Source organism: Salipiger sp. PrR003 (assembly GCF_010500785.1).
In the GTDB taxonomy this organism is placed as follows: Bacteria; Pseudomonadota; Alphaproteobacteria; order Rhodobacterales; family Rhodobacteraceae; genus Salipiger; species Salipiger pacificus_A.
In genome coordinates, this window is sequence record NZ_JAAGOV010000053.1 from 20,896 (window position 1) to 46,288 (window position 25,393).

The 25,393-nt window shown below is 68.8% G+C and carries 24 protein-coding genes; 11 read left to right on the forward strand and 13 right to left on the reverse strand.

Translation table 11 applies throughout. The annotated features are described in order from the left end of the window. Positions 1–843 precede the first annotated feature (843 nt). Positions 844–1,734, reverse strand: coding sequence for a serine hydrolase (locus G0D83_RS19355; protein ID WP_164196399.1), 891 nt, complete (start codon positions 1,732–1,734; stop codon positions 844–846). A 166-nt stretch (positions 1,735–1,900) separates the two neighbouring features. Here G0D83_RS19355 and fabG point away from each other — a divergent pair, with 166 nt between their 5' ends. Both fabG and G0D83_RS19365 read left to right on the forward strand, forming a co-directional pair. Continuing rightward, a complete protein-coding gene (gene fabG, locus G0D83_RS19360) occupies positions 1,901–2,638 on the forward strand; it encodes a 3-oxoacyl-[acyl-carrier-protein] reductase (protein ID WP_164196400.1) in 738 nt (245 codons plus the stop codon). 219 nt (positions 2,639–2,857) lie between these two features. Continuing rightward, on the forward strand, positions 2,858–3,091 hold the full coding sequence (locus G0D83_RS19365; protein WP_007800270.1) for an acyl carrier protein: 234 nt from the start codon (positions 2,858–2,860) through the stop codon (positions 3,089–3,091). A gap of 247 nt (positions 3,092–3,338) precedes the next feature. Here G0D83_RS19365 and G0D83_RS19370 read toward each other — a convergent pair whose 3' ends face one another. The 6 genes from G0D83_RS19370 to G0D83_RS19395 are packed head-to-tail and all read right to left on the reverse strand — an operon-like array spanning position 3,339 to position 9,600. Next, positions 3,339–5,042, reverse strand: a complete 1,704-nt coding sequence (locus G0D83_RS19370) for a thiamine pyrophosphate-requiring protein (protein WP_164196401.1) — start codon at positions 5,040–5,042, stop codon at positions 3,339–3,341. A 3-nt stretch (positions 5,043–5,045) separates the two neighbouring features. Continuing rightward, complete coding sequence (locus G0D83_RS19375; protein WP_108965163.1) at positions 5,046–6,404, reverse strand: TRAP transporter large permease; 1,359 nt, start codon at positions 6,402–6,404, stop codon at positions 5,046–5,048. Beyond that, positions 6,401–6,907: a TRAP transporter small permease gene (locus G0D83_RS19380; RefSeq protein ID WP_164196402.1), complete on the reverse strand. Its 507-nt coding sequence runs from the start codon at positions 6,905–6,907 to the stop codon at positions 6,401–6,403. Before G0D83_RS19380 ends, G0D83_RS19375 begins: the two co-directional genes overlap by 4 nt. After that, on the reverse strand, positions 6,907–7,956 hold the full coding sequence (locus tag G0D83_RS19385) for a TRAP transporter substrate-binding protein (RefSeq protein ID WP_164196403.1): 1,050 nt from the start codon (positions 7,954–7,956) through the stop codon (positions 6,907–6,909). The genes G0D83_RS19380 and G0D83_RS19385 overlap by 1 nt, the downstream gene beginning before the upstream one ends. Before the next feature lie 39 nt (positions 7,957–7,995). Next, positions 7,996–9,444 (reverse strand): aldehyde dehydrogenase, encoded by a 1,449-nt coding sequence (locus G0D83_RS19390; RefSeq protein WP_164196404.1) that lies wholly within the window; start codon positions 9,442–9,444, stop codon positions 7,996–7,998. An 18-nt stretch (positions 9,445–9,462) separates the two neighbouring features. Then, the gene (locus G0D83_RS19395; RefSeq protein WP_164196405.1) at positions 9,463–9,600 is read right to left on the reverse strand and encodes a hypothetical protein; all 138 of its coding nucleotides are present in this window, start codon (positions 9,598–9,600) and stop codon (positions 9,463–9,465) included. A gap of 227 nt (positions 9,601–9,827) precedes the next feature. Between G0D83_RS19395 and G0D83_RS19400 the strand changes: the two genes are divergently transcribed. Continuing rightward, positions 9,828–10,703 (forward strand): AraC family transcriptional regulator, encoded by an 876-nt coding sequence (locus G0D83_RS19400; protein ID WP_164196406.1) that lies wholly within the window; start codon positions 9,828–9,830, stop codon positions 10,701–10,703. A 40-nt stretch (positions 10,704–10,743) separates the two neighbouring features. Here the strand turns inward: G0D83_RS19400 and G0D83_RS19405 are convergent, their stop codons facing one another. Genes G0D83_RS19405 through G0D83_RS19420 form a run of 4 tightly spaced genes read right to left on the reverse strand, consistent with a single transcriptional unit; the run spans position 10,744 to position 13,753 of the window. Further along, positions 10,744–11,793, reverse strand: coding sequence for a dihydropteroate synthase (locus tag G0D83_RS19405; RefSeq protein WP_164196407.1), 1,050 nt, complete (start codon positions 11,791–11,793; stop codon positions 10,744–10,746). A 24-nt stretch (positions 11,794–11,817) separates the two neighbouring features. Continuing rightward, positions 11,818–12,468 carry an HAD family phosphatase gene (locus G0D83_RS19410; RefSeq protein WP_164196408.1) on the reverse strand — a complete coding sequence of 217 codons (651 nt, stop codon included), beginning with the start codon at positions 12,466–12,468 and terminating at the stop codon, positions 11,818–11,820. A 41-nt stretch (positions 12,469–12,509) separates the two neighbouring features. Beyond that, on the reverse strand, positions 12,510–13,430 hold the full coding sequence (locus G0D83_RS19415) for a methylenetetrahydrofolate reductase (protein WP_164196409.1): 921 nt from the start codon (positions 13,428–13,430) through the stop codon (positions 12,510–12,512). Then, positions 13,427–13,753, reverse strand: coding sequence for a virulence factor (locus G0D83_RS19420; protein WP_164196410.1), 327 nt, complete (start codon positions 13,751–13,753; stop codon positions 13,427–13,429). Before G0D83_RS19420 ends, G0D83_RS19415 begins: the two co-directional genes overlap by 4 nt. A gap of 270 nt (positions 13,754–14,023) precedes the next feature. On the opposite strand from G0D83_RS19420, the gene G0D83_RS19425 reads away from it, so the two are divergent. The 6 genes from G0D83_RS19425 to G0D83_RS19445 all read left to right on the forward strand — a co-directional run bounded on the left by G0D83_RS19425 (position 14,024) and on the right by G0D83_RS19445 (position 21,087). Next, positions 14,024–15,136: a Ppx/GppA phosphatase family protein gene (locus tag G0D83_RS19425; RefSeq protein WP_164196411.1), complete on the forward strand. Its 1,113-nt coding sequence runs from the start codon at positions 14,024–14,026 to the stop codon at positions 15,134–15,136. A gap of 146 nt (positions 15,137–15,282) precedes the next feature. Further along, positions 15,283–15,999 (forward strand): RlmE family RNA methyltransferase, encoded by a 717-nt coding sequence (locus tag G0D83_RS19430; protein ID WP_108965173.1) that lies wholly within the window; start codon positions 15,283–15,285, stop codon positions 15,997–15,999. Between the two features lie 83 nt (positions 16,000–16,082). Next, entirely contained in the window at positions 16,083–16,556 is a 474-nt protein-coding gene (locus tag G0D83_RS19435; protein WP_164196412.1) for a lipocalin, read from the forward strand. Between the two features lie 133 nt (positions 16,557–16,689). After that, positions 16,690–18,399, forward strand: a complete 1,710-nt coding sequence (locus tag G0D83_RS32295; protein ID WP_235940176.1) for a hypothetical protein — start codon at positions 16,690–16,692, stop codon at positions 18,397–18,399. After that, positions 18,392–19,660, forward strand: a complete 1,269-nt coding sequence (locus G0D83_RS19440; protein ID WP_370457277.1) for a glycerate kinase — start codon at positions 18,392–18,394, stop codon at positions 19,658–19,660. Before G0D83_RS32295 ends, G0D83_RS19440 begins: the two co-directional genes overlap by 8 nt. 461 nt (positions 19,661–20,121) lie before the next feature. Next, positions 20,122–21,087, forward strand: coding sequence for an isopenicillin N synthase family oxygenase (locus G0D83_RS19445; protein ID WP_164196414.1), 966 nt, complete (start codon positions 20,122–20,124; stop codon positions 21,085–21,087). 26 nt (positions 21,088–21,113) lie between these two features. On the opposite strand, the gene G0D83_RS19450 is transcribed toward G0D83_RS19445, so the two are convergent. Further along, positions 21,114–22,637: an MDR family MFS transporter gene (locus G0D83_RS19450; protein ID WP_164196415.1), complete on the reverse strand. Its 1,524-nt coding sequence runs from the start codon at positions 22,635–22,637 to the stop codon at positions 21,114–21,116. A 171-nt stretch (positions 22,638–22,808) separates the two neighbouring features. On the opposite strand from G0D83_RS19450, the gene G0D83_RS19455 reads away from it, so the two are divergent. Together G0D83_RS19455 and G0D83_RS19460 are read left to right on the forward strand one after the other, a co-directional pair. After that, positions 22,809–23,429, forward strand: a complete 621-nt coding sequence (locus G0D83_RS19455; protein WP_235940177.1) for a MarR family winged helix-turn-helix transcriptional regulator — start codon at positions 22,809–22,811, stop codon at positions 23,427–23,429. A 270-nt stretch (positions 23,430–23,699) separates the two neighbouring features. Beyond that, the gene (locus tag G0D83_RS19460) at positions 23,700–24,311 is read left to right on the forward strand and encodes a 2-hydroxychromene-2-carboxylate isomerase (RefSeq protein WP_235940180.1); all 612 of its coding nucleotides are present in this window, start codon (positions 23,700–23,702) and stop codon (positions 24,309–24,311) included. 10 nt (positions 24,312–24,321) lie between these two features. Here G0D83_RS19460 and G0D83_RS19465 read toward each other — a convergent pair. Then, on the reverse strand, positions 24,322–25,393 hold a 1,072-nt coding region (locus G0D83_RS19465; RefSeq protein WP_370457278.1), incomplete at its 5' end, for an ATP-binding protein.

A 25,393-nucleotide genomic window follows, 5' to 3' on the forward strand; every position in this document is an offset into this window, starting at 1 on the left:
TGCTTTGCGAGCGCAGAGCAGGCGGCGGCCTATGCAGAGGCCAAAGCGCCGCCACATCATCTAGTCCTTCGACTTTCCCACGATTGATTCTCGCAGAAATCTCGGCAACCGAGAGGTGAGAACGCTGGACGGAATCATCTGCATGACCCAACGTCACATTTGGTCCGTGAGTGGGCTGACATGCCTGATGATCCTGCGGTGCAAAGAGCCGGAATTTCCCGGTGCCGAAGGGGAGGGCGTTACATATACAAAAGTCCTTTTGTAATACCAGTTGCCCCGGGTTTGGAAAATCTTTCCATTTTCCGGGGCTATTGGTTGGGTCCCTTCCAAGACGAGCTTCAGCTCGGCGGGCCGCCCATCCTTCCGCGCTTGGTGACGCTGCGCGCTTCCCGCGAGTTCACCGCAAAGGCCCAGAGTGGTCGCCCGACCCGGCGAAAGTTTCAGACCAAGGGGATTTGCTTCATGGGTTGGCCTCCATCGACTTGGAAGGCGTCAGGCACAGGCTTTCCTTGGAGTGTGACCTCCGCGACGCTGGCGGCGTTTGCCTTGCTGCCTCGGGAAAAAGACCGGGTGGCGACGTCATCTGGCGGGGGAGGATACCGATAGCTGGCTGGCGTTCGGGCTAGCTCGCTGTCTTGGAGAATGAATAGCCTCCCCTCGAGCGCGGAGCAAGAGGCAAAGCGGAAAAATATCAGGAAATCATATAGTTGATAGTTTTCGTCGGGTTCGTTCGGTTGGGGCGCTCCCGGCAATCTCGGGTCTTGGCCCTCCGCGAAGCGCGACCGGATCTGGGGGCTTGCCAAGGACTTGCGCGTCCAGCGCCGCTTGGATCTCGACAGGCCGTCACGCGCAGACGTGGTGCACGGCTGCGCTTTCCGCGACGCCTTCTGCCGCGCCCCCGGCAAAGCTTGCGACGGTCACTGGCGGCTTCGCGTCCGGGAAGTGGTAGACTGCGTTGACGCAGAAGGGACCGCTGCCGGAATGGCCGAGCGCCCGCCCGACAGCGCCGGTCCTTCCGGTCATCAGCCCGAGCGAATAGCCGCAATCGGTCCAGGGACGCCCGTCGAGCGCGCCGCCGAGGCGGTGGCGCCGCAGCATCTGTGCCAGCGTGGCAGGCGCAAGCAGGGCGCCGGAGAAGAGCGCCTGCAACAGGCGTGCGGCATCCGCCGCCGTACCGGTGAGGCAGCCGTGGTAGACCCAGCCCGGGTGGTAGCCCCGCGCCTCGCGCCAGTGTACGCGGGCGAAATCGGCGCGGCGGCTGGCGAGCGCAATGCTCTGCAGGCCGAGTGGCCGGGTAATGACTTCGGAGAGCAGGGCTGCAAAGGGCCGACCCGCGGCCTCCTCGATGCGCTCGCGCACCAGCATGTAGCCGAGGTTGGAATAGGCCCAACCCTGGCCCGGGGCGAAGCGCGGACCCTGCGCCATGGTGGCGTCATAGATCTGGTCGCGGGGCCAGGGCTCCTCGTCCGAGGCGACTGCAGCGCGATAGGCGGGCAGGGCACAATACTCGGGCAGCCCTGCCGTGTGGTCCAGAAGCTGGCGCAGGGTGAAACCCTCGACGGGGCGGGGCGTGTCGAGGCGCAGCGCCCCGGCCTCGACCAGCTTAAGCGCGCAGATCGCCAGGACCGTCTTCGTGAAGCTCCAGTAGGGGAAGACCTCGTCGCCGGTACCGCCGAACACTTCGGCGGTCTCGCCGGTCAGCCGGCAGGTGAAAACGGGCGGATGCGGTTCCATGCGGCGGGCATAGCATGGCGCCGGCACGCGGGACAGCGCCGCGCCAGGGAGACATGTCAGGGAGACAAGACCGGGCCGGGTCCTGGGCACTGGCCCTTGCCCGAAAGACGCTGGGATGCCATATCGCCCGGAACGAGTTACGGAAAAGCAGAGGGGCACGGGCCTTATGTTCGATCTGACGGGAAAAAACGCGCTGATCACCGGCGCTTCGGGCGGCATCGGCGGCGCCATCGCCAAGGCGCTGCACGAGGCGGGGGCCACGGTTGGGCTCTCGGGCACCCGCGAGGCGCCGCTGCAGGAACTGGCCGCGGAGCTCGGCGATCGCGCTTTCGTGCTGCCCTGCAACCTTTCGGATCCCGAGGCCGTGGCGGCGCTGCCGAAACAGGCGGCGGATGCGATGGGCTCGGTCGACATCCTGGTGAACAACGCCGGCATCACCCGTGACAACCTTTTCATGCGCATGTCCGATGACGAATGGCAGCAGGTGCTCGACGTGAACCTCACCGCCACCTTCAAGCTCTGCAAGGGCGTGCTGCGCGGCATGATGAAGGCGCGCTGGGGTCGCATCGTGAACATCTCGTCGATCGTTGGGGCCACCGGCAACCCGGGCCAGGGCAACTATGCCGCGGCCAAGGCGGGCCTTGTCGGGATGACCAAGTCGCTGGCCTATGAGGTCGCCTCTCGCGGGATCACCGCCAATGCCGTGGCGCCCGGTTTCATCGAGACGGCGATGACCGACAAGCTCAACGATGACCAGAAAGCCGGCATCATGGGGCAGATCCCCGCGGGCCGCATGGGTACCGCCGATGAAATTGCCGCTGCGGTGCTCTATCTTTCCAGCCAGGAAGCTGCTTATGTCACAGGCGCGACGCTGCATGTGAACGGCGGTATGGCAATGCTCTGACCCCGCGCCTTCGGGCACGGCGGAAAGCGTTTGCCATCCTGCGTGCTTATGCTATAGGCGCGCAGGAACTTGGATCGGGTCGGCGCAGTCGTGCCGTTCTGGTCTTTCCCGGGTCTTCCGGGGTTACGTTGCCCGGTTCCGGGCGGATTGAGCAGCCACCCCGCTAGGGCAAGGGCAAAGACGGGTCGAGAGACCCAGACACATTGTGAGGACAGAAGAATGAGCGATATCCCTGATCGCGTGCGCAAGATCGTGGTTGAGCACCTGGGCGTTGAAGAAGACAAGGTGACCGAGAGCGCCTCGTTCATCGACGATCTGGGCGCGGACAGCCTCGACACCGTGGAACTGGTTATGGCCTTCGAAGAAGAGTTCGGCATCGAGATCCCCGATGACGCAGCCGAGACCATCCAGACCTTCGGCGACGCGGTGAAGTTCATCAAGGAAGCCTCCTGAGCTTTTCCGACTCCTGACCGGAGTTGTGGACGGCGCCCATTCGGGCGCCGTTCTGCGTTTCTGGTGCCGTGCAAGGCCCGTGGAGGGCCGAAGTGGGGGCGCTGCCCCTCTCTGCTACGCGGCTCACCCCCGGCGTGTTTTGCAAGAGAAGAAGGGCCCGAGGTGCGACCCGGGCCCTTCTTCTCTTTTCATATACGCAGACCCGGCGGCGGGTCCGCGCGCGCCGCCGGGCAGGAATTGCGCGGTCTCAGCCGGCGATGCGCACGTTGAGCAGCGCGCAGCGGCGCTCTTCGCGGATCACCCTCAGCGCCTCGTCGAGGGCAGGGCGGAGCTGCTCGGGGGTCTCGACGGCACGGGCGAAGGCGTTGCTCGCCTCGGCCACCTTGCAGAAGTCGGGGCTGGGCGCGAGACCGGTGAGCGGCATGACGTTGGCCTTGCCCGCGGCGCCCTCGGGATAGAGTCCGGTGACCGAGGCCCGCACGGCGCCCCATTCGGCGTTGTTGAGGATCACGATCAGGATCGGCAGGGCCAGCGCCTCGGCAATCTGGTGACAGGCCACGGGGTTGGCGAACATGTAGCTGCCGTCGCCGAGCGTGGCGACGCAAATGCGCTGTGGCTCGGCGAGTTGCGCACCGAGCGCCGCTGGGAAGGACCAGCCCAGACCACCGGAATGCGGCTCCTGGAACCAGGCGCGATGCGCGCGGCGCGGCAGCGCGCCGAGCATCGTCCCGAGCTCGGAAAAGACCGTGCTGGGGGCGTCCTGCGCGTCGAGGGCCTCGCCGAGGATGCGACTGACGGCGGGCTTGGTGAGCAGGTCTCCCTGCGGCTGGGCCGCCTTGCGCTGCGCCTCGCGGGCCTTTGCCGTGGTCTCGGCAAGCCGGGCGCGGCGGGGGGCGACGTGATCGCCCTTGGGCAGGCCCTCCATGGCGGTGATCAGCGCGGGGAGCGTCCGGGCGTTCTCGCCGGTGATCGACAGGTCCGAGCGGAAGTTGCGCACCGGGAAGCGCGAGAAGATCGGGTCGGGACCCATGTTGACCACCTTTGCCCCTGGGCGCGGCGCATGGGCGTCGGGCATCCAGGGGGCAAGGCAGTCAAGGATCAGCACCACGTCGGCACCGGCCAGCCATGGGCCGGGATCGGCGCCGACGTGGCAGGGATGGTCGGTGGCGATGGCAAGATGCGTCGCCCACCAGGAGCAAACCGCGATGCCCCAGTCCTCGGCCCATGCCGAGAAGGCCTCGAAGCTTGCCGCATCGCCGGCGCCACGCTGGGCGATGATCAGCGGGGCTTCCGCCTCGGACAGCCAGCGGGCGAGGGTGGCAATCGCCTCGGGGTTCGGCGCGGTCTCGGAGGCGGCAATGGAGGGGGCCGCGTCGAGGCCCTCGGTCGGCACGGGCTCGCAGAGCACCTCGCGCGGGATCGACAGGTAGACCGGTCCCTTCGGGGTGGAGGTCGCGATGGCATGGGCGCGGTCCAGCAGGCCGGTGACCTGCTCGGGGAACTTCAGCTCATACTCCCACTTGGAGGCCTCGCGCACCAGCGCGGCCTGGTCGCGCATCTCCTGTCCCCAGCCGATCGGCACGGTGCGGGCACCAAAGCGGCCCTCTTCGGTGACCGGGGTGCGGCCCGACATGAGGATCATCGGGATATGCTCGCAGGCGGCGTTGATCGCGCCGATGGCGCCATTCGCCAGCCCGACATTGGTGTGCAGCATCACCGCCTGCGCCTTGCCGGTCATCAGGGTGTAGCCATGCGCCATGCCCATGGCGGCGTGTTCGTGCGGCATGACCAGCGCCTGCGGCAGCTCGATGCCCTCGGCGGCCGCCTGGGCCAGCCCCTCGATGATCGGCGGGAAGTCGGTGCCGGAGTTGGCGAAGACGTAGTCCACGCCAAGCGCCTTCAGCCGGGGGAAGATCGCGCCCCCGGCGGTGACGGTCGATTGGTCTTTCATTGTTCAGCCTCCCAGCAGGGTTGGCAGCCAGAGCGTGAGTGCGGGGAAGGCGAGGATCAACGCGACCCGCACCAGCTCGGCGCAGAAGAAGGGGGCGACGCCCTTGAAGGTCTCGATCATCGGCGTGTCCTTGGCCAGTGCCGAGATGATGAAGACGTTCATCCCCACCGGCGGGGTGATCAGCCCCAGCTCGGCGACGATGAGGGCTAGGATGCCGAACCAGACCTTGAGGTCCTCGGTGCTCATCCCGAATCCCGCGCCGTCAGCCGTGGCGTAGAGCCCGCCGTTCAGCTCGACCAGCATCGGCCAGAAGAAGGGGATCACCAGCAGGATCATCGACATGCTGTCCATCAGGCAGCCGAGCAGGATCAGCGCGATGAGGATCAGCACCATGACCATCATCGGGGCCATGCCGCTCTCGGCGATCCATTGCGCCGCCTGCTGCGGCAGGCCGATGCGGGACATGAAGATCTTCATCAGCTCCGCACCCAGCAGGATCACGTAGATCATCCCCGAGGTGCGGGCGGTGGATTTCAGCGCGACGACCATTTCGGCCAGCCCGACGCGGCGCTTGGCCAGACCGTAGACCCAAACGAGGAAGACGCCGACGGCGGCGGCCGGGGTGGGGTTGAAGAAGCCGCCGTAGATGCCCCCCAGAACAAGGCCGAAGATGACCATGACCGGCAGCAGGCCGAGCGTGGCGGTGACGAACTCGGAACGGCTCGCCGCGCCGCCCGCGGGGCCCGAAGCGGGGCGGATGCGGACGTAGATCGCGATGGTCAGGATGAAGAAGAGCACCGCCAGGATGCCGGGCAGCATGGCCGCGGCGAACATGGTGACGATATTGGCCTCGACGATCACCGCGTAGACGATGAGCACCACGGAGGGCGGGATCAGGATGCCCAGAACGCCGCCGGCCGAAAGCGCGCCGGTGGCCAGCGCGCCCGAATAGTTGTAGCGCTTGAGTTCGGGCAGGGCGACCTTGCCCATGGTCGAGGCGGTGGCCAGCGACGAGCCGCAGACCGCGCCGAAGCCCGCGCAACCGGCGATGGCGGCCATGGCGGTGCCGCCGCGCATCCAGCCGAGCCAGGCATTGGCGCCGCGGAAGAGCGCGTGGCTCAGGCCCGCGACCGTGGCCAGCTCGCCCATCAGCACGAACATCGGCACGACCGAGAGGTCGTAGATCGAGAACTGACCGTAGGCGAGGGTTTTCAGCTGGCTCATCAGCAGCATGGGGCCATTGACCAGCGCGATGCCGACGCCGCCGACGAGGATCATCCCGTAGGCAATGGGAATTCGGATTGCGATCAGCACAATAAGGACGACCAGCGACAGGATGCCAAGAGTGATGGGATCGCTCATGTCCGGGCCTCCAAGAGGCTTTCGCGGAAGGTGACGGCGGCGGCGGCAATGAGCAGCGCCAGCGAGGCGAGGATCGGCATGAAGGCCCACCAGATCGGCACCTGAAGGATCGTCGTCGTATAATTGTAGGCCTTCTGGTCGAGCATCCCGAGATACATGCGCCAGACGAGGATGCCGGCGAAGCCGAAGGCGATCAGCGAGGCGAGTGCCCGCAGCACCGCCAGCACCGGGCGAGGGGCGTTCGCCGTGAAGATGTCGGCGGTGACATTGGAGTCGGTGAGCTGGCAGTAGGGTAGGAAGGCGAAGACCGCCACCGCCACGCCCATCTCGGTGAGCTCGAAATCACCCGGAAAGGGTTTGAGCACCACGGCCCCGACGACCGAGGCGACGTTGATCAGCACGATCACCAGCAAAAGCGCGCCGCCCAGCAGCGCCCAGAAGGTGACAAGCCGTGCGACCGCAGCGGAAACTCCGCTGCGGTTCTGAACTTCTGCGGCAAACATCAGTTGCTCATGCTCTCTTCGGCATTGGCCTTGATCCGATCGCGGGCCGTGGCGACCATGGCGGCGCCGTCGATACCCTTGGCAGAGACATCCTCGACCCAGCGGTCGACCACCGGCTCGAGCGCGGTCTGGAAGGCCGCGGTCTCTTCCTCGGTGAGCGTCACATGGGTGTTGCCAGCGTCGGTCGCGACCTTGATGCCGCGCTCGTCGATGCTGCGCCAGATGTTGCCGACCTCGATCAACCAGTCACGGCCCGACGCGTCGCGGAACGCTTTCTGGATGTCCTCGGGAAGACCGTCCCAGCGCGCCTTGTTCATCGAGACCTGGAAGGTCGTCGTGCCGAAGCGGGTCTTGTCCGCACCCTCGATCTGGTACTCGGTCTGGTCCTGCAACTTCAGTGCCGGGATGATTTCCCAGGGGATGAAGGCGCCGTCGACGACCTTCTTCGACAGGGCCTGCGGCAGGTCCGGAACCGGCATCGAGACCGGTGTTGCGCCGAGGGCTTCGATCACCCAGGCACCGGTGCGGGTGGGAATGCGCATCTTGAGCCCTGCGAGGTCCTCCGGCTTGCGGATGTCCTTGTCGACCGTGTGGATGGCCTGGCCCGCGTGGACGTGCAGGAACATCGGCTCGACGCCTGCGTAGTCATCCTTGAGATACGCGTCGTACATGTCGAGCATCGCGAGGTTCGTGGCCACCGGGTCGTTGATGAAGACGTTGGGCAGCTCCATCACCTCGGTGCGCGGGAACAGGCCCGGCGTGTAGCCGTTCACCGTCCAGATGAGATCCACCACGCCGTCGCGCACCTGGTTGATCAGCTCGGGCGGGCGCCCGCCGAGGGTCATCGAGGGATAGATCTCGATCTTCACCTTGCCGCCCGAGTTCTCCTCGACCGCCTTTGCCCAGGGCTCGAGCATGTCGGTCTGCGCCGGGGCCTTGGCCCCCAGGAAATGGTGCAGCTTGAAGGTGTAGTCCTGCGCCCATGCGCCGCCAGCGGCGACGCTCAGGGCCAGGGCCGCGACTGCGGTTCTTGCCAGTTTGGTTTTCATGACGGTTCCTCCCGTTTAAGTCGATCCGATCGCGTCCATTTAGATCGGGTAGTGCAGATCGCCGTCCTGCGTGGTCAGCCAGCGCAATTCGGTAAACTCGGCGACTCCCCACGTGCCGCCGAAGCGACCGTAGCCTGAATCCTTCACCCCGCCGAAGGGCATTTGCGCCTCGTCGTGCACGGTCGGGCCGTTGACGTGACAGATCCCGCTTTCGATGCGCCGCGCGACCGCCATGGCGCGGGCCTGATCGCGGCCGAAGACCGCCGCGGACAGGCCGAACTCGCTCTCATTCGCGACGCGCACCGCTTCGTCGACCGAGCCCACGCGGATGATCGAGGACACCGGGCCGAAGCTCTCTTCGGAATAGAGCCGCATCTGCGGGGTCACCCCGTCGAGTGCCGCTGCGTTGAGAATGGTGCCCTCGCCGCCGCCGCCGATCAGCCGCGCGCCCTTTTGCACGGCGTCCTCGATGAGGTCGCGGATGCGGTCGGCGGCGCCGATGTTGACGAGGCTGCCGAGGGGGGCCTTGCCCTCGGTCGGGTCGCCCGCGGTGAGGCTCTCGACCTTCTCGGCAAAGGCCGCGACGAAGGCGTCGGCGATCTCGTTCATGACGATGATGCGCTCGGTCGACATGCAGATCTGGCCCTGGTTCATGTAGGCGCCGAAACCGGCAGCCGCGACGGCGGCGGGGATGTCGGCGTCATCGAGCACGATGAAAGGCGCCTTGCCGCCCAGTTCGAGCAGCGACGGCTTGAGGTGCCGTGCCGAGAGCTCGGCGACGATCCGGCCGACGCGGGTGGAGCCGGTGAAGTTCACCCGGCGCACGGCGGGGTGGGCGATCAGCGTCTCGACCAGTTCGGGCGCATCCTCGGGCGCGTTGGAGATGGCGTTGACCACGCCTTTGGGCAGGCCCGCTTCGGACACGGCCTCGAGGATCAGCGCATGGGTGCGCGGGCAGAGCTCCGAGGTTTTCATCACCACGGTGTTGCCGCAGGCCAGCGGCGTCGCGATCGAGCGCACGCCAAGGATCACCGGCGCGTTCCAGGGCGCCATGGCGAGTACCACGCCCGCCGGCTGGCGCACCGCGTAGGCGGTCGATCCGGGGCGGTTCGAGGGCACGATCTCGCCCTTGATCTGGGTGGTCAGGCTGGCCGCTTCCAGCAGCATGTCTGCGGCGAGCATGACGTTGAACCGGGCCCAGGCCTCGGTCGCGCCGATCTCGGCCTTCATCGCGGCAACGATGTCGTCGCCACGCGCGGTCAGTGCTTCCGAGGCCTTGATCAGCAGCTTGCGGCGCTGGCCGGGGGCGACGGCGGCCCACTCGGGGAAGGCCGCGGCAGCGGCATCCACCGCGCGGATCGCGTCGGCCTTGCTGGCCGCTGCGGCGCGCGTGGCGACTTCGCCCGACACCGGGTTGGCGCGTTCGAACTCGCGGCTGTCTTCGGCGGGCACATGCTCGCCGTCGATAAAGAGGTTCAGGCTGTCCATGACTTCACGTCTCCTTGGTCAGGTCAATTCGGTTTCAAGCGGCTCTGTCGTGCCGGCGAGCAAAGCGCGCTGCACCGCCGGATCATTGCGCATCGCGTCGGCACTGCCGCCGCCCACCACGCGCTCCGCTTCTCTGGCGGTGGCCGCGAGGGGCAAGCGCGGACACCCTTGCAAGCGGCAGAGCGCGCAGCAGGGCGCGCCGGGTGTTCTGTGTCATGTGGTCCTCCCGGCCGATGCCTTCGAAGCATCCTGTTGCGCCACGGGCAGCCCTCTCCCCGAGGCGTCCTGTGGCGGTGATGAAGAAACTATCCGAAAAATCTGTTGATAAAATGCACGTATGCGGGGATGAATTGGACGCATCAGTCCCTTTACGCGCACAAATCATGAGCACGATGAAAACCTTCCCGCTTCGGCCCTCGGCGCATCACGGCATCACCGCGCATGAGATCCGCAGCCCTCTGGCCGAGACGACCTATGGGCTGCGGGCCGGAAACGCCTGTTTGCTGGCGCTGCAATCGGGGCGCGGCCGGGTGCTGATCGGCGCGCGCGACATGGGAATAGAGGCGCCACGATTTGTCTGGCTGGCCCCGGGGCGGGACGGGGCGTTGAAGCTCTCGCCGGGCAGCCGCGGCGAGCTGGTGATCTTGTCGAAGGGGGCGCTGGCGCGGGTGCTGCCCGGGTCTGCCTTCGGTGACGAGTTGAGCCAAGTCCTGGCGGCAGACCTTTCGGTGGCGCTGGCTGCGCAGCGCGAGCGCGTTGCCCGGCGCATGGCCGAACTGCGCGAGGAACTGGCGGAGAGCGCGCCGGGGGTCGAGATCATGGCCGGGCACATGCTGTCGATGCTGTTGATTCAGCTCTGGCGCGGGGTGAAGGAGGGCCGGGCGCGGCCCGATGTGGCGACGGGCGGGCTGGTGCAGGGCTTCGTGCAACTCGCGGGTCTGCACCTGCGCGAGCACTGGGAGGTGGGCGATTACGCGCGGGCCCTCTGCGTGTCTCGGGACCGGCTGGCGGGGGCGGTGCGTCGCGCCACGGGACGCTCACCGCAGACCTGGCTGCACGAGGCGCTGCACCGCGAGGCGGCGGAGTTGCTGACGAACTCGGGGCTGCAGGTGGCGCAGGTGGGGTTTCGGCTCGGGTTTACCGACCCTGCTTATTTCAACAGGTTTTTCAAACGGATGGAGGGCGTTCCTCCGAGCCGATTCCGGCGCCGCATGGCCAAGCGCAGCGCGCCGGCGACCTCTTACGCGGCCTGGCCGTGACGGAGGGCGCTCGGCGCCGAGCCGCCCGGCTCGCGTTGGGCTAGGCCCGCCGCCGGCGCCCGCCGCGCCGACCGCCACGGGGCTCGCCGGCGCCTTCCTCGCCCTTGTTCATCGCGATCCAGGCGGTGCCGTGCGGGTCCTTGTTCATCAGGAAGTTCGCCGCACGTATCGCCCGCATCTCGGCGCCGGGACCGGCGCTCATCGCCCCCAGCCCGAAAAGCCGCACGAACGCCGCATCCTCCAGCGGCGGCAGGATCACCCCGGCGGCCTCCAGTTCGGCTTTCTTCGCGGCGATCTTCGCCTGGGTCACCGGCATGGCGACGGGGTTCATGATCGCCGAGGTCATCCCCGCGCCGATCGCCATGGGCAGAAAGGCGGTGTTGATCCCGTGCCGGTCGGGAAGACCGAAAGAGATGTTCGAGGCGCCGCAGGTGGTGTTCACCCCGAGTTCCTCGCGCAGCCGCCGGACAAGGGCAAAAACCTGCTGCCCGGCGCTGGCCATGGCCCCCACCGGCATCACCAGCGGATCCACCACGATGTCCTGCGCCGGAATGCCGAAATCCGCCGCCCGTTCGACGATCTTGCGCGCCACGGCGAAGCGCACGTCGGGGTCCTCAGAAATGCCGGTGTCGTCGTTCGAAATCGCCACCACCGGCACGCCGTATTTCTTCACCAGCGGCAGCACGCGCTCGAGCCGCTCCTCCTCGCCGGTGACCGAGTTCAGCAGCGGGCGGCCCTCGGCGGCCTCGAGCCCGGCCTCGAGCGCACCGGGCACCGAGCTGTCAATGCAGAGAGGCACATCCACCACGCCCTGCACCAGCTCGATCACCTGCCGCATCAGCGGTGGCTCGGTGACATTCGGGTCGGGGTTGGAGTTGTAGACCACGCCCGCGTTCACATCGAGCACTGCCGCGCCCGCCGCCACCTGCGCCAGCGCATCGGCGACAACGGTGGAGAAATCGCCGGCCTCCAACTCGGCCGCCAGCTTCTTGCGCCCGGTGGGATTGATCCGCTCGCCGATCACGCAGAAGGGCTCGTCGAAGCCCATGATCACGGTGCGGGCCTTCGACTCGAGTACGGTGCGGGTCATGGGCTCTCCTCCCTCGGGTGTGTCCTATTCTAGCTTGCTCAGCAGCTCGGCGAGCGCCGGGTCGGTGTAATCGGTGATGACGGTCTGCGCCCCGGCGTCCCGCAGCTGCGAGACGCTCAGGCCCGACGAGCGGATCCCGACCGTGTGCGCGCCCGAGGCGGAAGCGGCGCGCATGCCCGAGGGGCTGTCCTCGAAGGCGATGCAGGCGCGGGGAGCCACGTCGAAGGCGCGCATGGCGGCGATATAGGGCTCGGGGTCGGGCTTGGCGCGGCGGCATTCGTCGCCGATCACCAGAAGCTCGATCCGGTCCCGCAGCCCGATGGCGTCCAGCATCACCTCGGCGTTGGCGCGCGGCGCGTTGGTGACCACGGCGATGCGCCAGCCCCGTGCCTGCGCGTGATCCAGCAGCGCCTCTGCCCCGGGCATCGGCGCATGGCCGGCCACGAGCCGGTCACGGAAGCGGGCCTCCTTGAGGTTCGACAGGGCGTGGGCATCCTCGCCGGGGAAAATCTCGGGGAAACTCTCGAGATTGTGCCGCCCGTGGATGTCCGACAGGTACCCCGCCTCTGTCAGCTCGCGTCCGCGTTCGGCGTAGAGATCGGCGAAGACCTCGAAATGCAGCGGGTCCGAGTGAAGCAGCGTGCCGTCGAGGTCGAAGAGGAGTGCCTTGATCATGCCTGTCCCTTGCGCGTTATGTGGCTCGGCGGACAGGCCCCTCAGACGGCGCGTGCGGCCGGCTGCGCGGCGGCGCCGCCGTGGCGGGCGGCCCAGTCCGTCGCAGCAGGGATGCCCCCGAGCGGGAAGAGATGCAACCGCGCGATAGGCAGGTCGGGCTCGGCGGCACAGGCGCGGGCGATCTCGGCGACGAAGTCGGTGGGCTCGTAGGGCAGCAGCAGCTTGCTGACGTCGCGGGCGCGCTTCTGCAGCACTTTCATCGAGGGTCCGACGCCGCAGGTGACGGCGAAGCGGATCAGGGTCTGGAGCTTGGCAGGCCCGGCGATGCCGAGATGGACGGGAAGCGAGATGGTCTCGGCGCGCAGACGGCGCGCCCAGTCCAGCACCGGGGCAGGGTCGAAGGCGAATTGCGTGACCAGCCCCATCGTTGCATCCGTGCGCTCCGAGAAGGCCTGTTTCCAGCGCAGTGCCTGCATCACCGCGCGGTCCGAGCCGTCGGGGTCGATGTCGCGGTTGCCCTCCGGGTGGCCGGCGACGTGCAGCCGGGTGAAGCCGGCGCGGTCGAAGAGCCCGGTCTCGAGCAGTTGCATGGAGGCGTGAAAGTCGCCGCGCGGCGCGGGGATGCCGCCGGCGAGGATCAGACCCTCGGTGATCCCGGCCTCGCCCTGGTAGCGGGCGATCCAGTCCTGGAGCGTGGCGGCATCGGGGATCGAGCGGGCCGGGAAATGCGGCATGACGCTGAAGCCCTCGGCGACGAGACGGGCGGCGGTGGCCACCATCTCGTCGATCGGGGTGCCGTCGATATGGGCGATGTAGATGCGGGTGGATTCGGGCAGCAGGGCGCGGAAGTCGCCGATCTGCGCCGCGGTGCGCGGCATGACCTCGATCGAGTAGCCCTCGAGCGCCGAGGGTGGCAGCTGCGGGGCGGAGGGGCGTCGGCGACGGAAGTTCAGCAGCGTCATCTGGGTCCTTTCCCCTCGGTCGGGCGGTCTGCCCAGCCGTCCTGATCGACCAGCGTGGCAAGACGCTCGGGGCCGAAGTCCTTGTCCAGCCGGGCAGCGAGCGCCGCGGCGATCTGCTGTGCGTCGCCCTGCTGTGGCGGTGCCGGGACGCGGCGCCAGGCCGACAGGTAGGAGTCGGTTCCCTTTGCGCCGCTGCGCATGGCAGCGCGGTCGATGGCGGCCTCGAAACGGGCGGGCAGCACGCATTTTGCCGCGCGGCGACCGGAGCCGACGATCACCTGCGCAGGGATGTCGCGCCAGTAGAGGAGGGTGATTTCGGTCATACCGCCGGGGTCCGCAAGGCCTGTTGCCATCAGTCTAGGATGCGCGCGCCCGGCGACGCGGTCGGTTTTCGACGGCATGAGGGCCGGGAGCGACGCAAGACGATCCCGCGCGGGGCGCAGGTGCCGCGCGCGTCCCGCCTCTTGTCCCCGCGAACGAATATGTGAACGCCCGCTTCAACAACCCGTTCAAACCGGGCGGAAGGTTCTCTTGCGCCGCCTCCTTGCGCCGCGTATCCTGAGCACAACTATATATACGGAAAGGCGCAGAACATGGCGCCAAGGCGTCCCAGAGGTGCGGGCGCTTTCCCGAAACCGGTAGAGAGCCCCGCGCCGAACAAACCCGATCCGAATGCGCTCTATGCGGCGCTGGATCTGGGGACCAACAGTTGTCGCATGCTGATTGCCCAGCCAAAGGGCAGCCAGTTCCATGTGATTGACTCGTTTTCCAAATCCGTCCAGCTCGGGCATGGCCTCGAGCGGAGCGGACGGCTGTCGCGTGCCTCAATGGCGCGCACCGTCGCCGCGCTGCGGGTCTGCCAGCAGAAAATCCGCCGCCACGAGGTGGTGCGCATGCGGCTGGTCGCGACCGAGGCCTGCCGGAGGGCAAAGAACTCCCGCGACTTCATCCGCCAGATCAAGCGCGAGACCGGCCTCGAGATGGAGATCATCCAGCCCGAGGAGGAAGCCCGTCTCGCGGTGATCTCCTGCGCACCGCTGGTCTCGACCCGCACCGAGCAACTGTTGGTGGTCGACATCGGCGGCGGCTCGACCGAGCTGGTGTGGATCGACCTGTCGTCGGTGCCCAACCGCGACCGGCCGCGCGCCATCATGCGGCTGCATTCAGGATTCCATCCGCCGGAAAGCCCGTTTCCCGCCGCCAAGGTGGTCGACTGGATCTCGGTGCCGCTTGGGGTGGCGACGCTGCGCGACCAGTTCAACGATGTGAAGGACGACGCCGCGCGCTACGCGCTGATGAGCTGGTTCTTCGAAGAGAACCTGTCGGAATTCGCGCCCTACAAGGATGCGCAGAGCCGCGAGGGCTTCCAGATCATCGGCACCTCGGGCACGGTGACCACCGTGGCGGCCTCGCACCTTGGGCTGCGGCGCTACGACCGGACCAAGGTGGACGGGCTGCGCATGTCCTCGGACCAGATCGAGGCGGTGATCGGCAAGTACCTCGAGATGGGTCCGGCGGGACGGCGGCGCGACCCGCGGATCGGCCATGACAGGCAGGCGCTGATCATGTCCGGCGCGGCGATCCTGCAGGCGCTCTTGCGGATCTGGCCGACCGACCGGCTGTCGGTGGCTGACAGGGGGCTGCGCGAGGGGCTGCTCTACGCGCAGATGTCGGTGGATGGTGTTCTGGAGGACGGGCCGCTATAGGAGCGGCTTGACTTCGTGGTCCATGCCCGGAAAAGGGGGCGCTGCCCCCGTCTGCCCGTGGCAGACACTCCCGGGATACGCGGGCCGGGAAAATATCTGTAGAAACGACCCCTGACGATAAGTTTGGCTGCAAGAAGAGCGGGACGATGGCGAAGAAACCGGACGGAAAGAACACTTCGGGACGTGGCCAGCGCGATCTGAAGGTCAAGGTGAAGTCGGCGCGCGGGCGCAAGCTCAGCTCGACCCGCTGGCTGCAACGCCAGCTCAACGATCCCTACGTGAAGCGCGCGCAGACCGAGGGCTACAGGGGCCGCGCAGCCTTCAAGATCCTCGAGCTCGACGAGAAGTACCGTTTCCTCGTGCCCGGCGCGCGGGTCGTGGATCTCGGCTGCGCCCCCGGCGGCTGGTGCCAGGTGGCGGTGCCGCGGGTCAACGCGCTCGGCGAGAAGGCGGGCAAGGCGGTGGGCACCGTGCTCGGGGTTGACCTGCAGGAGGTCACGCCGATTGCCGGGGCCGAGATCCACCAGCTCGACTTCATGGAGGATGGCGCCGACGACAAGGTCAAGGAGTGGCTCGGCGGCAAGGCCGACGTGGTCATGTCCGACATGGCGGCGTCCTCCTCGGGGCACAAGCAGACCGACCACCTGCGGATCATCGCGCTCTGCGAGGCGGCGGCCTACCTTGCCTTCGACGTGCTCGAGGAGGGCGGCACCTTCGTCGCCAAGGTGCTGGCGGGCGGGGCCGAGGGCTCGTTGCAGCAGATCCTCAAGCAGCGTTTCGACAAGGTCGCCAACGTGAAGCCGCCGGCGAGCCGTTCGGATTCGTCGGAGAAATTTGTCGTCGCCACCGGGTTCCGGGGCTGATTTCCGCCGCAGGCGGCGTGCCCGCTTGCCCTGCGGCTGCGGCCGCGACAGGCTGCGCCCGAGGTTTCGGGAGTGTGTCGGGTATGCCCATCCATCGTGTTTCAAAGTCCCTCGCGGCGCTGCTGGCGTTGGCGCTGCTGGGCGCCTGCGCGGCCAAGGCGCCGCCCGCGGCGGTGGCGATACCGCTGCGCAATCCGACGGCGCCCGTGGGCTCGCAGGCCGATGCCGGTCTGGCCCGGCTGCAGGGGGATTGGACGGTGACCGAAGGCGCCGGCATGCCCGCGGGGGCGCTGATCGAGATCAGCGGCTCCGAGCTGCGCATCGACGGGGTCGCGCTGCCGCTGACCGAGGAGATGCCGGGGCGTCTTCGGGTCGGGCAGGAAGTCCTCTGGGTCCACTGGATCGACGCCGACAACCGCACGGCTGCTATGGGCGAGCCGGGCGGCGGCCGGGTCTGGATCATGGATCGCCGCGGCGCTCCCGGTGAGCGCAGAGCGGCGGCGCGCGAGATTCTCGACTGGTACGGCTACGATCTATCGCGGATGGGCGCGGGCTGAGGCGGCCTCGGCCAGCGTGGGGCGCTGCAACGCTGCGCGCCACGCCGGGATTGCAGCGGTAAAACCCGGATTTTTCTCGCAATTTGCCAAGGTTTCGGGTGACACTTCCCGAGTAGAAGCCGGTGTTTGTATCATGTCCGAAGATCTGTCCCGCAGCCTTTCGCCACGGTCCATCGCGATGATTGGCCCCGCCGACGAGCTGTCGGCGGTGATCGGAGCGCTGCGCGCCTTTGGATACGCGTGGGACCTCTGGCCCGTGACTGAAACAGGGACGGCGGTGGCGGGCCTTGCCTCGGTGGCCGGAATCGCGGCTTTGCCGGGAGCCCCCGATCTTGCCTATGTGGGGCTGCGGGGCGCGCCGCTGCGCGCGGCGCTGGAGGCCCTCGCGGAGCGCGGGGCGGGGGGCGCCGTCTGCCCGCATCTCGACGCCTCGAGCCTTGCCGACCTCGCCCCATTGCCTCTGCCGGTCTTCGCGGGGGGGCTGCTCTCGGCCTTGAGCCGCCTGCCGCTCTGGCCCGGCGTGGAGGCCATTCGGCCGAGCGCGCGCGGCCCGGCGCTGCTCCTGTCGGAGACCGGGCGCCTCGCACGGTTTCTGTCGCTGCGGCACGGCCTTCCGCTGGCCTGTGCGGTTCCTTTGGGCGGGGCCGCGGGGCCGGGGCTGCTGCCGCTGGCCGCGCAGCTTCTGGCGGACGAGCGGGTGACGGTGCTGGCGATCCAGGCGGACGGCCCGCCAGCGCCGCCGGACTGCCTCGAGCTTGGCCGGCTTGCGCGCCAGCACGGCAAGGCGGTGATTTACTGGAGCCGGAGGCTGGGGCCGGGGCCGGCGGCGCTGCTGAAGCGCGCCGGGATCGCGCATGTCGAGGGGCCCGCGGCGCTGGTCGAGGCCTTGTGGATCCTGCATCTGGTCGGCCCGCTGCCCGCCAATGCGCTCGCCGCCATGGCCTGCGGTCCGGGGCTGGTGGACTGGGCGAAACGGCTCGCCGCCGCGCAGGGGTTGTGCTTTGCGCCGCTGGGGCCGCGGCAGCGCGAGGGACTGGCCCGCGCGCTGCCTCCGGGACGCGCCGTGGACAATCCGCTCGACTGCGCCGGGCTGACCGATGGCGATGCCGTGGCGCTGGCCCGGGTCTTTACCGAGATGATGCTGGGCGACGCGGTGCTCTCGCTGGCGGTGATCCGCCATGTCGGCGAGGGGGGCTGGACCCGGGCGGCGCAGGCCGCGGCGCTGGCGCGCGAGCATGTCGGGATGCCGCTGGCGCTGCTGGCGCCGAACCGGGCCGAGATGACCGAGGCGCGCGCGCTCGAGCTGCTGAAGGCGGGGGTGATCCCGCTGGCCGGGCTGAGCCCGTCGATCGAGGCCTTGCGCGCCGCGATCGAGGCGGGCCGCCTGGCGCCCGGAGGCGAGGCTTTGCTGTTGCCGCGCCCGGGGGCGGAGCCCCCGGTGGTGACGGGCGGCGCGGCGGTGGGGGCGCTTTTCGGTCTTGACCTGCAGCTCGGTGAGCCCGGCGTCGCGCCGATGCATCTTGGGCTGAGTGCCGATCCGGGCTTTGGCTATCTCGCCGAGCTGGCGGCCCCCGCGGGTGCGCGCGCAGCGGGCCTCCTGCCGCTCTCCCCGCGCGCCTGCCGCGATCTGGCCGCGCGGCTTGGCCTCGGTGCGGGGCAGGCGGAGGCGCTGGCAGGGCTGTTGGGCGCGGTGCAGGCGCATGTCGCCGCCTCGGACGGGGCGGTGGCGGGGCTGGAGATTGCGCTCGACCTGGGCCACAACGGTCCGGCCCGGGCCCGGCACATCGAATTGCGCGCCTGGAGCGACACGGACCACGCGCGGAGGAGGACCCCGAGTGACTGACGAAAAGACCTTTCTGACCGGGCTCTTCGAAGCCGCGGTGGCGGCCGCGGATCCCGAGCAGGCCTTGCGCGCCGCGCTCCCCGAGAAGCCCGAGGGGCGCACCGTCGTGATCGGCCTCGGCAAGGGCGCGGCGCAGCTCGCGCGCGCCTTCGAGACGCTCTGGGACGGTCCGATCGAGGGGGTTGTTGTGACCCGCTACGGATATGCCGTGCCCTGCGCGCAGCTCCGGGTCATGGAGGCCGCCCACCCGGTGCCCGACGCGGCAGGGCTCGAGGCGAGCGCGGCGCTCTTCAAGGCGGTCGAGGGGCTGACCGAGGCGGATTTGGTTGTCGCGCTGGTCTGTGGCGGCGGCTCGGCGCTGCTGCCCGCGCCGCCCGAGGGTCTGACGTTGGCCGACGAGCAGGCGCTGAACGAGGCGCTCTTGGCCTCGGGGGCTCCGATCGGGGTGATGAACGCCATCCGCAAGCACGCGAGCCGGATCAAGGGTGGGCGGCTGGCAGCCGCCTGCGCCCCGGCAAGGGTGGTGAGCCTCATCGTCTCGGACGTGCCAGGGGACGATCCCGCGCAGGTGGCCTCGGGTCCGACGGTGCCCGACGCGGTGGACGGGGCGGCGGCTTTGGCGATGGTCGAGGCCTGGAACATCGCGCTGCCCGACAACCTCCTTGCGCATATGCGCAGCGCGGCCGCTGCCGCGCCGCAGCCGGACGATCCCGTCTTCGCCCGCAACGAGGTGAAGGTCGTCGCCTCGGCCCGGCTGTCTCTGGAAGCCGCCGCGGCGAAGGCCGAGGCGGCGGGCCTGCCGGCGGTGATCCTGTCGGACGCCATGGAGGGCGAGGCACGCGATGTGGGACGGGTGCATGCGGCGATGGCGCGAGAGGTGGCGACGCGAAACCGGCCCTTTGCCGCGCCGGTGGTGATGCTCTCGGGCGGCGAGACCACGGTGACCCTGCGCGGCAAGGGCGGGCGCGGCGGGCGCAACACCGAGTTCCTGCTCGCCTTTGCCCATGCCATCGACGGGGTGGAGGGCATCCATGCGCTTGCCGCGGACACCGACGGGATCGACGGCACAGAGGAAAATGCCGGGGCCTTTGCCGATGGCAGCAGCGCGGCACGGCTGCGCGCGGCGGGGGGAGATGCCATGGCGGCGCTCTCGCGCAACGACGCCTGGGGGGCTTTCGACGTGATCGGTGATCTCTTTGCGCCGGGGCCGACCGGCACCAATGTCAACGACTTCCGCGCGGTGCTCATCAAGGGGCACTGACGAGGTCGTTCGAGGGAGCTCGCAAAAGCCCTTTCGGGGCTTTCTTTCCAACGGGTTGCAGCGTCACCGTACCGTCACTTGGGCGTCACGAATCCGTGATGCCGCCGGGGCATCCTGAGATCGCCGGGGCAAGGGGACGCCCTGGCGCTTCAACCCCGGGGACACGTGCCATGATGGTCATCGATCCGTTTCGTTTCGTGCTGACCTGCTGCTTCCTGCCAGCACCGAACGGCCGCTTGGCGCAGCTTTTCCGCCGGGGACGCGGTTGAGCCCATCCAGGCGGCGCATCGCGCGCGTTTGGCCCGATCGCTCGGCCCGGTCCGGGTGAGTTGGCACAAATCCGCGCAACCGCGCGAGCCAAACCGCTTGCGAAGCCCTTCGGAAGGTGGAGAATTGTCGGAACCTGCCCGGACCGCGACCTGAGGCCACCGGGTGGCTCGGTCCACGGAGGGAGAGCGGCGATGATCCCCGTCCTCGATTTCGAAGATCTCAGCGACGATCCCGAGGGATTTGCCTTCGCACTCGGGCAGGCCTGCCGCGAGGATGGCTTCTTCCTGCTGGCCAACCCGCCGATCTCGCCGGAGCTGCTCGCGCGGGTCTTTGCCGCCTCAGCCGCCTTCTTCGCTTTGCCCGAGTCCGCCAAGCTGCCGCTGTCGATCGAGGGCAATCCGCGCAACCGGGGCTGGGCGCGCATCGGCTCCGAGCAGCAGGACGGGGCGGATCATCCCGACCGCAAGGAGGCCTTCAACATCGGGCTCGAACTTTCGCCCGACGACCCGCGGGTGCTCGCAAAGGAGCCCTTCCGCGGGGCGAACCTCTGGCCGGCGTTGCCGGATTTCCGCGACTCGATGCTGGAGTATTACGCCGAGATGTGGGCGCTGGGGGCGAAGCTGCACGAGGCGGTGGCGATGGACCTCGGGGTGCCGCTGGATTTCTTCTCGCCGCATTTCAGCGAACCGATGGCGACGCTGCGTCTGCTCCGCTATCTGCCCGGCACCGGGGCCGCGGACGAGCGCGGGGCCTCGGCCCACACCGATTACGGCGCGTTGACCCTGCTCGCGACCGACGGCGAGCCGGGGCTGCAGGTGCGCCCCCGAGGCGGGCACTGGATGGATGTGCCGCAGCTGCCGGGTGCGCTCATCGTCAATATCGGCGACTGCCTGATGCGCTGGACCAATGACATCTATGTCTCGACAACCCACCGCGTGCTGCCGCCGGTCCGCCCGCGCCATTCGGTGGCCTTCTTCCTCGATCCCAATCCCGAGAGCCTGATCGCGGCGCTTCCCGGCACCGGGGCGCCGGTCTACCCGCCGGTTCGGGCGGTGGACTACCTGCGCTCTCGACTGGAAAGCACCGCGCCCGACGAGCCGTGGTCTGCGGACACGGAAGATGACGCCAGTGGGCAGGCTGCGGGCCTCGCCTCCTGATTTGGGGCGGCGCTGGCTTCGGCGCGTCAGTCCTCGAGCGGGCGCTCCTTGAGCAGGAATCCCACTGCGCAGGCCACTGCCGCCCCGGCCGCCGCGATGAAGAACACCGGGTGCAGGGCGGTGCTGAACCCCTCGATGATCGCCTGCTGCTGCGCCGCGGGCAGCGCGTGGACCATCTCGGCGCTCATGCTTCGGATGCCGTCGCCCATGCCTTCGGGCAGCTGCCCCTCGAGGTTGCGCGCGAGGCCGAGGCCAAAGATCGCCCCGAAGCCCGCGGTGCCGATCGAACCGCCGATCAGCCGGAACATGTTGGCGCTGGCGGTGCCGACGCCGATCATGCTGCGCGGCACCGAGTTCTGGATCGCCGTGACGCCAACGCTGAACACCGGCCCGAGGCCGAGCCCCACGCCCACCATGTTGAGCGCCAGCAGCCACAGCGGTGTGTCGCCCGACAGCCGTGTGAGCGCCAGCATCGACAGGCAGAGCAGCGCCGTCGACAGGATCGGCATCACCTTGTAGGTGCCGCGCTTCGACATGATCCGACCGGCGCCGATCGAGCCGCCCAGCAGCCCGCCCATCATCGGCACGAGGAACAGGCCCGACTGCGTCGGCGAGATGCCCTTGGCCACCTGGAGGAAGAGCGGCAGGAAGGTGATCGTCCCGAACATCGCCATGCCGATGAGAAAGCCCATGGAGTTCACGGTCACGAAGGCGTTGTTCCGGAACAGCGACAGCGGCAGGATCGGCTCGGGCGCGCGCCGCTCGACCAGCACGAAGCCCGCAAGCGCGGCAAGGCCGAGCGCGGCCAGCGCCAGCACGCCGGGGTGACTCCATGCCAGCACGCTGCCGCCCATGTTCGAGATCAGCACTGCCGAGGCGAGGATCGTCGCCAGCAGCACAGCGCCTGCGTAATCCACCGACTTCCGGCTGCGGTCCGTGCGCGACGGCAGGGCCATGCCCAGCACCACGAAGGCGAGCGCGCCGACGGGGAAGTTGACGAAGAAGATCCAGTGCCATGACCAATGCTGCACGATGAAGCCGCCAAGCAGCGGGCCGATCACGGTCGACACGCCAAAGGCCGCGCCCATCAGCCCCTGCGCCTGGCCGCGCTGGCGGGCGGGCAGCAGATCACCGACCACGGCCATCGAGGTCACGATCAGGGCGCCAGCGCCCGCGCCCTGGATCAGGCGCCCGGCGATGATCATCCCCATGCCCGTGGCAAAGCCGCAGAGCACGGCGCCTGCAAGGAAGACGCCGATGGCGCTCTGCAGCACCGCCTTGCGGCCGTAGAGGTCCGAAAGCTTGCCGGCGATGGGCGCGCCGATGGTCGAGGCCATCAGGTAGGCGGTGATCACCCAGGTTATATGCTCCATGCCGCCAAGGTCGGCGACCATGATCGGCATGGCGGTCGACACGATGGTCTGGCCCAGCGAGGCGAAGAGCAGCGTCGCCGCCACCGCGATCAGCGCAAGTCGCACCACGGCCGGATCGTGCGTGGCGGGGGCGGCGCCGGGCTCGGACAGATCAACGGGATCGGCGCGGTCACTCATGCGCGGGGCTCCTAAGGGCTGGATGGCCCGGCGGCATGGCAGGGCAAGCAGGGCGCGCACGATCGACCGTCGGGCGAGTCGCGAGGGCACCTTGCGAAAAATGATTGCTGAGGGCATATATGTGCCGAAGGCATATACATGTCAACAGCACGTAATTTGGAGCGCGCCACCATGCCGGACAAGGACGCGAGAATCCGGGAGCACCTGCGGCAGGCGGGGATAGACGACACCTCTGCGCAGGCGGCGATCGAGATCGACGTGGCGCTGCAGAAGTGGCGGCGGCGGGTGATGAAGCGCGAGCTTGGCGAGCGCGCGCTGGTCGATCTCGGGCTGTCCATCGACCTTGCGCAGCTCGACGTCCTGCTCGCGGTGCGTGCTCCCGAGGGAGAGTTCGATGATGCCTCTGCCTGTGCGGAGGATGCCGAGACCATGGTGTCGACTGTCGCCGCGCGGCTGCGGATCGATCCCTCTCGCGCCAGCCGTATCGCCTCGGAGCTCATCCGCATGGGGCTGATCCGCCGCGCGGTGAGCCAGCAAGATGCCCGCCGCTCGGTGCTCGAACTGACCCCGCCGGGTGCCGAGATCGTCTCTGCGGTGCGGGCCTACAAGTTCCTCGTGCTCGGCAGCTTCCTGAGGGACTGGGGCGCCGAGGAGATCGCGCTCTTCCTGCCGCTGCTCGATCGCTTCAGCGCCTGGTCTGACCGCGCCGGGCAGCACAGCCCGGAGGTCGCCGAGCGTGTTGCCGCATTGCGCGAGGCGCTTGCGGCGCTGCCCTCCGAGGACCTCGGCTAGGGCCGGCCAGGGCCGCGCTCAAAGCGTTTCAAAACTGCGGAGAATGCGGGCTTTCGCGGGGCCGTCTTGGCGGGATCTTGCCGCTCGCCTTGGGCAGTCGCGGTCTCTTCACCGCGTCGCCGGCTCGTCATGAGGCAGCAGCGTTGACCGTTTCGCCGGCATTTGGCCTCATTGATACAGAGTGTCCGGCCCCGCGCGGCCCTGCCAGCCGAGATCCCCGCCGGGCGTGATCGCATTGATGCTGCCCACCAAGCCATCCCGGAGTCCCGAATGAGCCTGCCTCCCGTGATCGACTACTTCTTTGCACCGATGTCGGGCTATGCCTACCTCGGCCATCAGGAGTTGATGGGGATCGCGCGGCGGTGCGGAGCGAAGGTGCGGTTCCTGCCGATGGAGGTGGCGCGTGTCTACGAGGCCGCCGGGGTGACGCCGCCCTACGACCACTCCGAGCCGCGCCGCAGCTACCGGATCGAAGATCAGGCCCGCTGGGCGGCGATCCGCGGGTTGCGCATGGCCGCCATGCCGCCGAGTTGGCCGACCGACCCCCGGCTGGCCTGCCGCTGCATCCTTGCCGCCGGGCGATTGGGGCTGGATCAGGATGCCGTGACCTTTGCCTGTCTGCGCGGGGTCTGGGCCGAGCACCGCAACATCGCAGACCCGGGCGATCTGCAAGAGGCCTTCGAATCCATCGACCTTCCGGCAGCGCGAATCCTCGCATTGGCGCAGACCGAAGATGTCCGGGACGAAGCCGAGACGGTGACCGACGACGCCATCTCCAAGCAGATTTTCGGCTCGCCCACCTACCTGCTGCACGGCAAGCGCTACTACGGGCAGGACCAGTTCGACTTTCTGCGCGAGGCGCTGCAGCGCGCGGCCGCCTGACCCTGACGGCCTAGCGCGCTTCTTCGGGAAGCTCCCCGCTTTCGTAGCTCAGCATCTGCCCGCCAAGATCGCGGAAGGCGCGCTGGCGGCAGGTGAGCACGAGGATCTGAAGATCGCCCGCCTGCCGGTGCAGCGCGTCGAACATCCGCTCGATACGCGTGTCGTCGGTATAGACCAGCGCGTCGTCGAGGATCACCGGGGCATGCCGCCCGCCGCGCGCCAGCAGCCGCGCAAAGGCCAGCCGGACCAGCAGCGCGATCTGCTCGCGGGTGCCGCCCGAGAGCACTTCCATCGGCTCCTCCTGACCGCCGCGCAACAGCGCACGCGGCAGGGCGCTGTCCTCATCGAAGACCAGCTCGGCCTCGGGCCAGAGTAGGCGCAGCAGCGGCGCAAGCTCGCGGGTGACCGGCTCGAAGTAATGCTCGCGCGCCTCCGAGCGGGCGGTTTCCAGCGTCTCCTTCAGCAGCACCAGCGTGTCGCGCTCAAAGCCGTAGCGCGCTGCCCGCTCGGTGGCCTTGGTCAGGGCTTCCTCGGTGGCGGCAAGCTCTTCCTCGACACCTTCGCCAGCGCGCAAGGTGATCTCGGTGTCGAGCGCCGCCTTGCGTTCAGAGAGCTCGCGCTGGCGCTTCGCGGCCTGATCCAGCACTGCCTGCGCCCGGGTCAGCGTGGCCTCGGCACTGGTCAGGTCTGGGGCCTCGCCCTGCAGAGCCGCGAGCGCTTCGCGGGCGGTCGCGAGCGCGGTCTCGACCTCGGCCTGCGCTTCGGCGAGCGCGGTGGCGGCGGTATCGGGGTCCTCGGGGAGCGTCTCGCGCAGTTCGGCGAGGCGCGTGGCGGCGGCCTCGCGGGTGGTGAGGGCGCGGATCTCGGCGAGCCGGGCCTGTTCGTCGCGGCCCCGGGCGCTCTCGAAGGCGGTCTCGGCGGCGGCGAGCGCGTCTTCGGCCCGGCGCAGCGCCTCTGCGGCGCTCTCGGGATCGGGCGCGCCGACGATCTCGCGCGGGGCGGGCAGGGCGGCGAGCGCATTCTCCAGCGCCCGCAGCCCCTCGGGCGCCACGCCGCGCAGCGCGGCGCGGGTTTCCTGCAGA